The 12,921-nt window shown below is 36.6% G+C and carries 15 protein-coding genes; 3 read left to right on the top strand and 12 right to left on the bottom strand.

Annotation, left to right across the window (positions count from 1 at the left end):
- Positions 1-160 precede the first annotated feature (160 nt).
- The 6 genes from MFLO_RS09460 to MFLO_RS09440 form a co-directional block, all read right to left on the bottom strand.
- Positions 161-763 (bottom strand): hypothetical protein, encoded by a 603-nt coding sequence (locus tag MFLO_RS09460; RefSeq protein ID WP_036097712.1) that lies wholly within the window; start codon positions 761-763, stop codon positions 161-163.
- 94 nt (positions 764-857) lie between these two features.
- The gene (locus tag MFLO_RS14690) at positions 858-1,349 is read right to left on the bottom strand and encodes a DUF3324 domain-containing protein (protein WP_051993583.1); all 492 of its coding nucleotides are present in this window, start codon (positions 1,347-1,349) and stop codon (positions 858-860) included.
- Positions 1,346-1,888 carry a DUF916 domain-containing protein gene (locus tag MFLO_RS14685; RefSeq protein ID WP_051993582.1) on the bottom strand — a complete coding sequence of 181 codons (543 nt, stop codon included), beginning with the start codon at positions 1,886-1,888 and terminating at the stop codon, positions 1,346-1,348. Before MFLO_RS14685 ends, MFLO_RS14690 begins: the two co-directional genes overlap by 4 nt.
- A 220-nt stretch (positions 1,889-2,108) precedes the next feature.
- Positions 2,109-2,867: a WxL domain-containing protein gene (locus MFLO_RS09450; protein ID WP_036097711.1), complete on the bottom strand. Its 759-nt coding sequence runs from the start codon at positions 2,865-2,867 to the stop codon at positions 2,109-2,111.
- Entirely contained in the window at positions 2,868-3,230 is a 363-nt protein-coding gene (locus MFLO_RS09445; protein ID WP_036097709.1) for an LPXTG cell wall anchor domain-containing protein, read from the bottom strand.
- A gap of 284 nt (positions 3,231-3,514) precedes the next feature.
- Positions 3,515-4,270, bottom strand: coding sequence for an SDR family NAD(P)-dependent oxidoreductase (locus tag MFLO_RS09440; RefSeq protein WP_036097707.1), 756 nt, complete (start codon positions 4,268-4,270; stop codon positions 3,515-3,517).
- 192 nt (positions 4,271-4,462) lie between these two features.
- Here MFLO_RS09440 and MFLO_RS09435 point away from each other — a divergent pair, with 192 nt between their 5' ends.
- Positions 4,463-4,723, top strand: a complete 261-nt coding sequence (locus MFLO_RS09435) for a hypothetical protein (protein WP_036097706.1) — start codon at positions 4,463-4,465, stop codon at positions 4,721-4,723.
- A 17-nt stretch (positions 4,724-4,740) separates the two neighbouring features.
- Positions 4,741-5,136: a hypothetical protein gene (locus MFLO_RS09430; protein WP_149023016.1), complete on the top strand. Its 396-nt coding sequence runs from the start codon at positions 4,741-4,743 to the stop codon at positions 5,134-5,136.
- Positions 5,137-5,574: 438 nt separating this feature from the next.
- Here MFLO_RS09430 and lepB read toward each other — a convergent pair whose 3' ends face one another.
- Together lepB and MFLO_RS09410 are read right to left on the bottom strand one after the other, a co-directional pair.
- Positions 5,575-5,997, bottom strand: a complete 423-nt coding sequence (gene lepB / locus MFLO_RS09420; protein WP_277619781.1) for a signal peptidase I — start codon at positions 5,995-5,997, stop codon at positions 5,575-5,577.
- Between the two features lie 748 nt (positions 5,998-6,745).
- Positions 6,746-7,285, bottom strand: coding sequence for a hypothetical protein (locus tag MFLO_RS09410; RefSeq protein WP_036097701.1), 540 nt, complete (start codon positions 7,283-7,285; stop codon positions 6,746-6,748).
- A gap of 272 nt (positions 7,286-7,557) precedes the next feature.
- Here MFLO_RS09410 and MFLO_RS09405 point away from each other — a divergent pair, with 272 nt between their 5' ends.
- Entirely contained in the window at positions 7,558-7,812 is a 255-nt protein-coding gene (locus MFLO_RS09405) for a hypothetical protein (protein ID WP_036097700.1), read from the top strand.
- Between the two features lie 740 nt (positions 7,813-8,552).
- On the opposite strand, the gene MFLO_RS15585 is transcribed toward MFLO_RS09405, so the two are convergent.
- From MFLO_RS15585 to MFLO_RS09390, 4 genes are all read right to left on the bottom strand, one after another.
- Entirely contained in the window at positions 8,553-8,720 is a 168-nt protein-coding gene (locus tag MFLO_RS15585) for a hypothetical protein (protein ID WP_156065850.1), read from the bottom strand.
- Positions 8,714-10,432, bottom strand: a complete 1,719-nt coding sequence (locus MFLO_RS09400) for an Ig-like domain-containing protein (RefSeq protein WP_036097699.1) — start codon at positions 10,430-10,432, stop codon at positions 8,714-8,716. Before MFLO_RS09400 ends, MFLO_RS15585 begins: the two co-directional genes overlap by 7 nt.
- A gap of 83 nt (positions 10,433-10,515) precedes the next feature.
- Positions 10,516-12,561, bottom strand: coding sequence for an Ig-like domain-containing protein (locus tag MFLO_RS09395; protein ID WP_420912531.1), 2,046 nt, complete (start codon positions 12,559-12,561; stop codon positions 10,516-10,518).
- A 1-nt stretch (position 12,562) separates the two neighbouring features.
- The gene (locus tag MFLO_RS09390; protein ID WP_036097695.1) at positions 12,563-12,919 is read right to left on the bottom strand and encodes a hypothetical protein; all 357 of its coding nucleotides are present in this window, start codon (positions 12,917-12,919) and stop codon (positions 12,563-12,565) included.
- Positions 12,920-12,921: the final 2 nt, after the last annotated feature.

Raw genomic sequence — 12,921 nt, 5'->3', positions numbered from 1 at the left:
AAAGCCCTTTGATTTTCTTTATTTTTAAAGTTGCTCAATTGATTGTCTCACTATTAAAGCCGAATTATAAATAACTGCTATTTCGTTATAGGATTCATTTATGATAAAACTTAAATTCTTTATAAATCTATATTTACAGCCTCTTTTCTCTGTACCCTATCTATACATAAGAGAATTGCTCAATTTCATTACGAATATGAGAAATTAATAAAGTCGGATTAATTCGTAAATTTGTTTTATGACAATTAAATCTCAAAATCTTCCGTCGACTTAAATTATTACAAGCTTGCTCTAACTCCCCTTCAGAAGCAGAAATATCAAGGTCAGCCAGTTTTATATCAAACATATACTTCCAAGGAAGTTCTTGAAGTGCTAAATTATCCAGAATTGCTGCATATATTTTCCATTTTATATCATCATTTCTTTTTAGATGGTCTGCCCAACGTGTTTCTTTACAGAGGCCTTCTAACAGCAAAGTTCTAATTTTATTATTTTCTGTTTCAAGTATTTTCAAAAAATCTCGTTCCACTTCCCAAATTATTGTATGTGTCATTGCTTTAAATTTAATATTTTCTTGGCACAATATATCGTCTTCAATATAAAAGGTATGCCCAAATTGTTCGGAAAAAGAATGTAAAATCCCACTGTCTACCAAGAAAAAATTTTCATTAATCCAAACTGTTTCGCCAGGATTCACTTGTAACACCCGCACATGTTCTTGAAAAGCAGGAAAATCAGCAAAATAAAAGATTTTCTTTTTCAAAAAAACATCCCTTTCTGTTGATCCTATTTTAAATTATTTATAGTAGGTCCCGCAAACTGCTTACATTGACCATGAAACAGCTGCGGGATCTCATCTACTCACCTTTAGATTTTCGTTTCAGACGATACATCAAGAATAAAATAATACCTACCAAAATTACTATAACAATAGCACCACAAAGAATATATATCCACGTGTAGTCTACATCTAGCTCAACAGCTTTTTTGTTGAAATCCTTGGCTTCATCACCCTTAATGGTAAATTCTTTATTCAGCACCCACTTTTTATCCCCTGCTTTAGCAACACCTTTGAAGAGGTAAGTTCCTGGCTTAAATGGTTTATTATCCAGTCCTACTCCAAAATTAAAGTTAGTATTGGGAGCCATTCGCAGGCTTTTTTGTGTGCTTTCATAAAGAACATCCGATTCGCCTTTTCTATAAATTTTCGCACTAATCGTCATATCCTTAATAATCGCTGCTCGCTCATTCTGAATGTTGGCAGCAACAGCATTCCGATAATTAATTTGAGTTGCCTTCACAGAATTCAAAACCAAATTAGGTTCAATTTTTGTATCTGTTTCAGTCAACTGAACTCCGATAGTATAAGCATATTTATTGATAATCTGACTTTTTTTTGCTTTTTTTTATCATCGTTTTTCGCTTCATCTTTTTCGGTAAAATACAGTCCGCCTAACACAATACCGTCAAATTTTTCTTGCGGCATCTTGAGATGAACTTTTACACGTTGGCTCGTTCCAGGTTTAAGGGTTGCTTCTTTTTGAACTTTCGCGATTTCATTAAAGTCTACTTTTAAACTAGGGTCCTTCTTTTTCGTAGAATTATTATACTCTACAACTCCATTGTCATTAGTAATGGATCGATTAGCTTGTATTTCAATGGTTACCGCTCGCTTTGTATCATTCCGAAGTTCAACTTCAATATCTTGTTTTTGTCCAGGTTTCATTCTCAAATCAAAATAAGTCTGTGTCTTATCCACTTGATTACTTGGAATAATAGCTTGAACCGCAAAATTCATTTCTGCAGCTTTAGTTGGTTTAGCTACGATTGCAATACTTAGTAAAGCAATTAAAACGACTGCAATGATTCTTTTAAATTTCAATATCATGTTATCCCTCACTTACTATTTTCATCCAAATGTTTGGACGCAACAGGATTTTTTACAATCACGGATGATGAGCTTGTAAAAAATCAGTCCCACACACCTGTTGAATTTTCCTTTGTTACTTCATCACTATACTATTCCAGCAGTTTAAGTGAAGCGAACGCGACAAAGTATGTTTGGAAAGCCCTTATATTTCCTTCTAAAATAAAGCACATGGAAAAATTTAAATAGGTGCATCGAGCAATATCCAATTGAGTATTGCAGAATATGTAGTCCCTTTTAGCTTTACCGATACCCCAGGAACATAGAGTTGTATACTACTTGATCCTGTTGTTTCATCACCAAAACTTTGTATCCAAGTTGCCATTCCCGTATTCTTATCTGCTAAAAAGATAGTTTGTGCATCTCCCGCAACACCATCTTTTCCAGGCTTTAAAATTGTTGTTTCCTTTGTAAATTTTGGTTTGGCAGACTGGTTATTTGCAGTCGTTGTAATTACCGGATTGCTGAGTCGCAGATATGTGCCTTTTAATTCCTGATCTGCACCTGCTGAAAAAGTTGTTTGTTGTTGGACTTGAAGTGCCCACCCTTGATTACTTCCTCGTGTGTCTGTAACTTGAACAAAAGCAGCTCTTTTTTCTACCGCCCCCTCTGCAGTTTTAATTTCGTCTAGCTCTACATCATATGTTTTATCATCTGTTGCAATGACCTGATCACCGAAGTGAAAATCTGATACATAATCAATGCTAAGCGGTCCAGCAGTTCCTTTTGCTTCACTCGGATCGAGAGGCGTAATCGGTTTATCTGTATTAGGAGATTTAGGATCAAGCGGCTTTACAGGAGCTATATCTTGCGAAAAATTAACTTTACCCGTTGTATTTCCCGCCACTTTTCCAGTATCCGCAAAAGCACTCGGAGTCTGGATGAAAGCAATAGAGCTTATTGCTAGAATACTCGCAATCGTAAATTTAAATAAGTTCATTCAAAGCCACCTCCTATCTCCTGCCTGTTTTAACAACAAATAACCGCCTACTAGTAATGCCACCCCAGCAACAAGTACTGGTATAGATGAGCTATCCCCTGTAGTTGGCAATTTCCCTGTCATAACAGCTAGAACAGGCTGACTATCATTTGGAATTCTAAACTCATCTCCAGAAGAGTTTGATCCCTTGTTCCCAGAATTCGTTGTTTCTTTGCTACCAGTAGCTTTACTCGGCGGAGTATACGTCCCGTAGAACTGAATACTCGCATGACTATCTATGCTCTCTGCTGCCACATGAAATGGGGCAACTAGACAAATACCGACTAGCAAAACAAGCCAAATTGCTTTACCAAATAATTTCAAGTCTCTACCTCCCTCATATACTCTGTTAAATTTCTGATGTATCGTGTAAGCATCAATCAAACATCAAAAGTGTCCATTCTTCTCAAGCCCACTCCTTTGTATTTCTCAAGTACACTCACACCTAATATTCCTACCATCATAGTATAAAAGGATTCCTAACTACAGCGCTGTCACTTTGTACCACTTAAATATAGTTTTATTTACAATTTTATGAACGTATTCAAAAATATAAAACACAAAAAAGCACAGACCATCTAAAGTCTGCGCTCTAATAGATTCACTTTTTACAATGTATTTCCACCATCTACACTAAGAATGGCACCTGTCATAAATGAAGATTTTTCAGAAGCTAGAAAGGACACCAATCCGGTTATTTCATTCACTTCGCCAAGTCCACCTTCACGCAAAAGCCCTGCAGCAGATTTAGGCTGAACAAATTGATGCTGCATCATATAAGCACCAATCTTTTCAGTCATACCTGTCATAATACCGCCAGGACAAATTGTATTTACCCTAATATTATTTCTTGCATACTCCATTGCAGCATCTTGAGCAAGCCCTACAACTGCATGTTTTGTTGCAGAATACATGCCAAATCCCGTCTCAGAACGAATACCAGAAGATGAACTTACAAGAACAATATGTCCTTTTTCTTGCTCTAACATCGCTCGAAGCATATATTTCAAACCAAAAAAAGTTCCTTTTATATTTGTGTGGATATTATAATCGGCTTCTTCTTCTGTGATCTCATGAAGTAATTTAGGATCGTGAACAACACCTTGGTTATTCAAGTAAAAATCAATTTTTGAGTACTTATTTCGCGCGAAATCCACCACTCGTTCTGCATCTTTTTCAATTCCCATATCTGCATAAATAAAATCGGCCAGCACACCTTCCGCACGGCAAAGCTCTGCTGTTTTTTCACCATCCTTAGTATTCCAATCTGCTAAAACTAAATCAAAACCATCTTGTGCCAGCTGAATCGCGCTACCACGTCCAATTCCGGTTGCAGATCCAGTAATAACCGCTGTTTTTCTCATTTTAGCTTCCCCCTCGCATAATTAGAATAAACATCTTCCTTTGTTATTATACCACTGGTTTATTCGGCTAACGCGGTACTTTGTTCCATTTATTTTCGCTTTTTTTTTAATATTTCTATGAATTTTCGAATTACTATTCCCATTTTAAAAAGACTGTGCTACAATACATCACTATGTAAAGGAGTTGAAATTGTGAACTTTATCAGTTTTTTCAAAGATGAGGCTTTATATACTTCAGATGTCAGACGCAGCCACTACACATATAAAGATGTTTTGTTCGAATATTCGTCTCTGAAAAAAAATGAAGACATCGGTATTTTACTTTCTGGAAATGCCGTTATGGAAATTCGAAATACAAAAGGGGTTTGGGTTCCAAACAAGATCATTAAATCGGAAGATATTTTCGGACTTGAAAATTTTGCATCAGCCATTAAAAAAAAACAGACTGGCTGAATATCGAATCACCGGTCTTGATGAAGGTAATTTTTTACTTTTTAATTCGCGAATATTTACTCATTCATATGTCTACTCAACCAGAAATTTTACAATTTATTCTTGACAAATCTGTAAATGCTCTAGTTGATATTACCTATATTCACCGCTACAGTCAGGCGACTTTAACCTATAAACTTCTTTTTGAACTTTCTCGTTTACGAATTGATCTCGGCTTACCAACAGATCGACATATCGTTTCCTTCCCAAAATATATCACTATTACTTTTTTAGCTGGTTATTTACGCTCTAGCAGAAATCGTATTCTTGAAGAAATTATTAAATTAGAGAAACGAAATATTGTTCTTTCAAGAAAACCTCTAGTAGTAGATCTTAAAAAAAATAAAACAAGTTTGCTTAGCACAGCAGTATGAGTAGAAGGAGGAGTTGGCCTTAATAAGACCAGCTCCTCCTTCTTTCATTTCAAAAAACTTTGAAAACTGAATATGCACCTAACAAATAACCAACCAACATATTTAAACCAATATTAAATGGATAAAGAATTTTCCGCTTTACTTTAAACGTATGAAAAATGCTCTTACAGCAATATTCAGTTAAGATCAAAATAGCAAGACCGATAACCCCCGGAAAAATATAATTGTAAATCCAGCTTAACAATTGTGTTTGTAGCGAGATATCGCCTTTTGAGTCAAAGGTAAATAAAAGTAAATACGCGACCACATAAAACCCCACAAAAATTTCTGCAGCAAAAGAAAAAGAAAAAAAACTTTTTTCCAGGTTTGATAAAACATTTCCACTTCTCTATCTCCATTTCTTTTGCTAATATACCTATTCTTCTAATCATTTCAACTCTAAAAGTGCACGACCCATTTTCCAATGATGTTTGATACATCTACAAAACCAAAATCACGACTATCACGCGAGTGCAGGCGATTATCGCCTAGTACAAATATTTTCCCCTGAGGTACAGTCTTTACTCCGGAAGAATCTTCCAAAGAATAATTTAATCGTGCTAAATTTTTCTCTTGTCGAAGATATTGTTCTTTCTTTTTTTCTCCGTTTATGTATAGACTACCACTTTCAATCTCAATTCGATCTCCTGGAAGTCCTACAATACGCTTAATGTACTCCGCATTTGGAGTATCCGGGGAATAGAAAGAAATAATATCCCCGCGTTCATATCTCGCTGCACGTTTGTAGATCATGCCGTATTCACCAGTGTGAAGCGTAGGAAGCATCGAAACACCTTCTATCTTAACCAGTGAGAAATTCACAAAAAAAAACAGTCAAAATCACAGCTATAAGTCCAAGAGCTATTGTGGATTGAAGCAATAATTTCTTGATATTCCTCTTTTTCTGTTCACTTTTGTTTTTTTTGATATAGATTTTTTTTTTTAGCTTTGTTAAGTGTTTGCATAATGCTAGATTCTACATTTTGTTCAGCCCTTTTTTTCTTCCATCTCTTTCTGTTCTTCCATTTTAATCTGACTCTGATCAGAATTTTGGAAAGCTGTGTTCCCTTTTTTACTATCAATCTCATGAAGAATAGAATTGAGCCGCGCAATTTTTTTTATCAATTTCTTTTTCTTCGGGGCTATTCACAACAGCACTATCTTTCCTAATCGGAATTAATAGCTCTTCTAAGACAATCACCTTTACTTTCGATAGAAAAGTTTCTATCTTTTGTTTGCTGAAATCAAATGATCCTTTTGCCAATAGAAATTCAAGCTCGTACTGACTAACAAAAGTTTTGTCAACTGTAAATCGGGTCCAAAGTATCTCTGGAAACTCAGCATTTAGATGTAAAATAAGCTCTTTGATTTTGATTGCCTTAGCTTGAGAAAAATTTTAGTTGAATAACATATCTAGAATCCTTTAATAAACAGTCAATTTCTGTTCGAGTCACATTGAATTTATTACTAAATTTCTGTATTTCCTCTGCCGTAATCGCATATAACACGTGACCATCCAAATTACCCTGTTCTTTTTTAATTGAAATTTCCATACTTAACAGCCTCGCTTTTATTGTATATCTTTCATAATCTCATCAAGTTGATCCATGCATTTATCAAACAAATGATCATTCATATGTTTGATATTCATCACTTTTTCCTGATATTGCTCTACTTGCTCGGTTATTTTCTGAAAATCCTTTTGTTTTTGGAATAAAATGTCACTTGCCTTTTTCTCAGCTTTTTTCACTATCTGATCTGCGGCAGTTTGAACTTCAATCAATATTTCTGCAAGGTTTGCCTTTGTCAGTTCTGAATCCACACTACACAAGTGCTCTTGATTTTTATTACGCTCGACTGCGCGTAAGAATGGCTTCTCGGGCACTGCAACATTTTGTTTTCCAACGAAAGATTCATGCTGGTTTTTCAAATTTTGAGAAGGTGCTTCTTTATCCCTTATAGCGTTCAGTTCATTTTGAAGTCTTTGATTATCCTTTAATAATTGGTCACTTTTAATTTTTTCTTTCTTAAAATCTAAAAGTAACTCCTTCACTTCTTTTTCAAGTTCCACTAACTCTCTATCAGGTAAAGCTTGATGTATTTCCTGCATTCTAACAAGCTCCTTTCCTACCGTTTAGCAAATTATTACAGCTCATTATATACAGTTTTCTTTCCAACGCCATGATACTTTGTAACATAAAAACACTCTTTCTTTGACTTTTTTGTGGACAAAATAACATTTTACAATTTTTGTGATAGAATAGAGCATATTAACAAATAAAAACCTTTTAAATTTTGCATATTTCTTAATTTTCCGATATATGTAGATCTGCTTACCTTTGAGCATGAGTCCTGCATTTGTCTAAAGGAGTATGATAAACATTGAGGGAAGATGGAAAGATATGTGCGTTAAATCTGATGAAGTATCTAAAGAAACACAGATTATTCATTTGTGGAAAGGCGCTTCCAAAAGAACTAGAGCTTTATTCACAAGAGCAGATTTATGAGATTTTAGATGCATTATTTCAGTATCACTTGCTATTTAAAATTTACGACAGCTATGGACTGGAAAAATATGCATTAACCAATCGAGGTAGATATGTGACAAACAAAATAAATAATAACAGCAACAACTAGTAAATAACAACGAGCCAAATGCAGGGCTCACCTTGAAAATAAGCATGAATTTAGGGTAAGCATTTAATTTATTCATTACTAAACCGAATGCATGGAACTCAAAATAGATTCCATGCATTCCTTCCTTTTACACTATACATATAAATTTTAAAAAAACATCGTTAAGCTTACACTTTAACTTTCAATGTTATTGCAAATTTGCATAACAGATATCTCTGCCCCAGTCACAGCATCACCCAAATTAATTGCAACGAAATAGGTTCCAGAGGCAGTTGCAAAAGTTGAATATTTTCGATCCCCAACTACAACAACCAGATAAGCATTTGGATTTGTATTTCCAGAAATCAGCGACGTACTCAGAAGAACCGTATTAATGCTTGGACTCTCTGAATAAACAATAATTACTTTTATCTTTGTTTGACAGAGGACAGATCAACTGCCGTTATTTCAACATTTTGTCCTGCTTAATAAGTTTGAGTCATTCGAACCATAAATATTCCCAAAACTCTTTTTACTGTCAATGGCCTATAATATATAAACCTTTTACTCTCAGCCTATCTCCTAGGCTTCTTTCACACTTGACTTCACCTAAACGTTCCAATCTTCTTTCCATTTCATTTCACCCCAAAAAAACATCTGCTAGCCAATTGTGGACAAACTAACTTTTTTACAAAAAAACGCGAAAATTCTGGTTTGCCAAACCAAAATTTTCGCGCGTCCTATCCAATATTTTTATAGCTTCACATTCCGATTGTGAGTCTTACCGGCTGACTTTCAATATTATTACTAATTTGAATAGCACTTACCTCAGCACCGCTAACCGCATCATTCGGATTAACCGAAACAAAGTAGTATCCAGACGCAGATGCAAAAGTTGCATATTGACGACCGCCAAGAGTAACTACCACATACGCATTAGGGCTTGCTTGACCAGAAATTGTTGGAGTATTTGGAAGCACCGTATTAATACTAGGCTTTCCGGATAAACAATCACAACTTTCCTTTCCGATTTGCCAGATGCAGGGTCTGTTGCTGTGATTTCAACATTTTGTCCTGCTTTATAAGCTTGGCTCATTTGAACCATAAACGTACCAAAACTAGAAGCTTTCCCTCTATAAATTCGGTTTCCAATTTGAACCTTAATATCAGAGTTAGGCAACGCAATTCCAGTAACAATCGAATCCTTATCTGAAATATAATTAATTCCTAAAGTAAAACCACCTTGTTTGACTTTTGATGTTGTAATCGGACTTTTTTGAACTCCATCAGTTACGTATACAGAAATCAATGAATCTGCCGGATAAGTGTGATCTAGAAAGATTTTGAAATTCCCGTCTGCATCCGTACTTCCTTCATAGCTATCGCTTCCAATATCTAGCTTCACCATTACATTTGCAGCTGCCTTCCCCGTGATCATCTGATCTTCTGTAGTCACGTCATTAATTACCGGAGCAGTTAGCGCATTTTGACCTTGTGTCACGTAAATAATAGTCGAATCACTAATTGCCCCGTCTCGGGTCGCATAAGCGACAACTTTTGTTCCAACTGGATAGCTTTTTCTCAAGTTCACCACAAATTTATTGTCTTTACCTGGCTTTACTTGGTAAGCATCTCCACCAACATTGATTAAAACCTCTGCCCCGCTAGATTCACCTGAAAGCACCTTATCAGTGGAAGTCAATCCATTGAGCTTTGGTGGATCAACCTTAGCAGGAGGCGGAGTTGATCCTTGGGTTACATAAATAGTGGTTGTTTCACTCATAGTTCCATTTGTTATTGCATAAGCTGAAACCTTTGTCCCTACTGGAAGATGACCTACACTCAGTACAAACACATGAGTCTGTGAGTCAGGCACTACCGTTCTGACTTCCCCAGTAGAACCTACTAAAACTTGAACAATCGATGAGTTCGAATACCCAATGACATTTGTATCATCTGTTGTCATTTGATTTAAGGTCGGTGCTAGCAAGTTCTGCTCAACTTTTTGCTGTACATAAACAGCCGTTGCCGGACTTTGATTTGTACCAGTTACCGCATATACATTTACTTGAGTCCCAGCAGGATAACTTCTTCCTAATTCCACCTTAAACTGTTTAGTAGAAGAATTTACTGTTCCAAAATAAGTAACTCCATTGATCACTACTTTAACCTGTTCAGAATTAGAACTCCCCGTAACCGAAGTATCCGTTGAAAATACTGCATTTACGCTTGGAGCTTGTAATTGGGGCACGGGTTTGGCTACTACAGTTCCCCCAGCACCATCCACAAGGCAATTACCGACATATTGACTAACATGAAAGCCTGATCCAGCCGGAAGGTTCATATTCGTTACATTAAAATAAAATTGCCCTGTTCCATCAGCAAATGTGTAATATCTTTGACCGTTTATCGAAAAGATAAGCTTTGCATTAGGCGTTGCATGTCCAGAAATATTGGGTTGTCCCTCTTCAAAACGATCCAATCTCAGTGGATTATAAGAAGGATTTGACCAAAATAGAGTATCCGCGCTCGCTTCATTTTCCTCTGCTGCAAATGCTTGAAGTGGCTGACTGCTAATAAAAATACTAGCCGCAACTACAGTCGCGATCAGTAATCGAGCCCAAGTATTCCTTTTCTTCATTATGTAATTCCTCTCTTTCTTCTTTCCAAATTTTCTCGTATTGTTTCCCTAATAAATATTGGGGCGAGACGCCCCAATATTTATCAAAAAATCGAAATTTCTCCGCGTTCACTAGGATTTTTTACACCAAGCATAGTAGAAAACACATCCAATGTATCTCCATACCGAATAGGCGATACAAGTGTAAAAGTTGCATTTCCAGCTTCATCAGCTTGAACTGTCTGTATATCCCCTAGCCCCCCATCCAAATGTGTAATTGTCAGCGTTACATCACTATTTGGGTCAGCCTTAAGTGTAATTTTCTTCATTCCTACACGAGGACTATTTGATGTTGTAAAAGTCGGCATACGCAGTAACACAGTCGTGTTAGCTTTACCGATTTTATCACCTATGCCCATGGTTGCCGTTACTTCTGTTCCTGCTGGGAACATTCGATCTAAGTGCAATATAAATTTGCCACCATCATCTGTTTTCGTTTGATAAACCTGGTCTCCCACCTGCACAGTTACCGGTGTGTTCGCACGTGTTGCTGTTCCAGTTAGTTGAATATCTTGACTGCTAAGATCACTCAGGGACAAAGTCGGCTTTTCTTTACTTGCAACAATTGCATTTGCTGCCGAACTAATATTTCCTGCAGCATCTTCTGCCGTTGCAGAAATCGTAGTTCCTTCTGGGAAGGTTCCTAACATGTTAATCTTGAAGTTCCCATCTTTATCTGCCGGTTTTTGGAAAACAGCTGTACTCCCATCAGGTCGAGTAAAAACAACCCTGACCGTAGAGTTAGGTTCAGCTGTTCCTGAAAGTGTTGTATCCGTTGGCAGCACCGAATTTATAGCAGGGGCATTCGGCGGAGTTGTATCTTCAAATTTTATTTTCTCTGCATCACTTGCAATCCCAGAAGTCCCAGTTGCAATAACTGTCCCTTCACTAGTAATGGGATATTTTTGATTCAATTGAATCTTAAAATTTCCGTTTTGATCTGCTTTACCTTTATAGACATCCTGCCCAATCGTAACAGTTACATCTGCATTAGGTTCAGCAGTTCCCGTTAATTCTAAATCAGAATCGCCAACTGTGTTTACAGTCGGTGTTTTCGTTTTCTGTGTTCCTTTAACAGTTACAACAGTTGGATCGCTTTGCTGATTTTGCTGATCAATTTCAATGACTTTAATTAGCGTACCACCTGAAAAAGTTCTTCCAAGATTGACTGTAAAAGTTTTATCTGCGCCTACCTTCCCGTAAAAAACTTGATTATTAACCGACGCAACAATAGTACTACCGACCTTACTTCCTGTTCCAGTCAACTGTTTCATTGTGTCATCCACTGCATTTACTTTAGGAGCTGTCGGCTTTACTGTATCTACAACTTTCACGTCTGTTCCAGTACTTTCAAGCCCTGCACTGTCTGTAGCCGTTACAGTAATAGTTTCTCCAACAGTAACCGGCTCAGTCAATTCAAACGAGAATTCACTATCATTACTTTTTGAAATTGCTTTTCCAGTTGCTGCTCCTTCGCCGACAATCTTTCCTTGAGCATTTTTCGCCAAAATTTTTGAACCAGTTTCAGCTGATCCGCTAAGCATCTGATCGCTCACTTCAATATTCTGCGCTTTAGGAGCGTCTGGGGCAACAGTATCTTCAACCGTTGCATCTACAGGATCACTTGCTACTTTATCTTGATTTAATTGAGTAGCTGTAATCGTTTCGTTATAAACAAGCGGACGGCTCAATCCAACTGAATAACTGTTATCGCTTCCGACCGTTCCTGTTCCAAGAACTTTACCCACTTGATCTTTAATAACAATTTGGTTGCCGGAAACACCAGTACCTTTCACCTGTTTATCCCAAGCTTGCGGAGCTACTAGTGTAGGCTTAGGAACATCTTGTTCAACAAATCCCCCATCAGATGCCGAATTAGCATCATATCCGATCATCATATAAACATTTGAATTTCTAGGAGCATCATAAGACATTGTCACAACATAGTCTTGATCTTTATTCGATACAATCGTTTTCTTATAAAGTGTTTTAGCATTTCCTATCGAAGCATCGGCTACCTTTACATCTCCATTAAAATCAATGCTCGCATGAGCACCATTTAATACCCTAAGCCCATAATACCAATTGATTTTATAGGTTTTTCCTTTTTTTCATGTGAAAAACATGCTGTGCCTTGAATACAGAATTCCCAATATTAGCAAAGTTAATATAGGCCGTATCCAAAACTAAACCATTTCCATCTATAACCGGTCTATTTTGAACAAATGTATCATTAAGCGATACATTTAAATCACTCGAATACTTTAGAACGTTCCATCCAGAAGCGATCGTGTTCTTCGGATCCACAGCTCTAGCACTCATTGCACTCTTTGCCTTAGGTAGCTTTTTTGCGTCCGCCGTACCATTATAGATTGGCAAACTCGTTAATGTTGTTGTAGCAAGCAGTCCTGTTGCAATAATTTTTAATAATTTGTTTGATCTTCTCATAA

Origin of the sequence: Listeria floridensis FSL S10-1187, from assembly GCF_000525875.1 — a bacterium.
In the GTDB taxonomy this organism is placed as follows: Bacteria; Bacillota; Bacilli; order Lactobacillales; family Listeriaceae; genus Listeria; species Listeria floridensis.
Note: the sequence above shows the minus strand (reverse complement) of the source record. Positions and strands in the feature narration are given on the sequence as shown.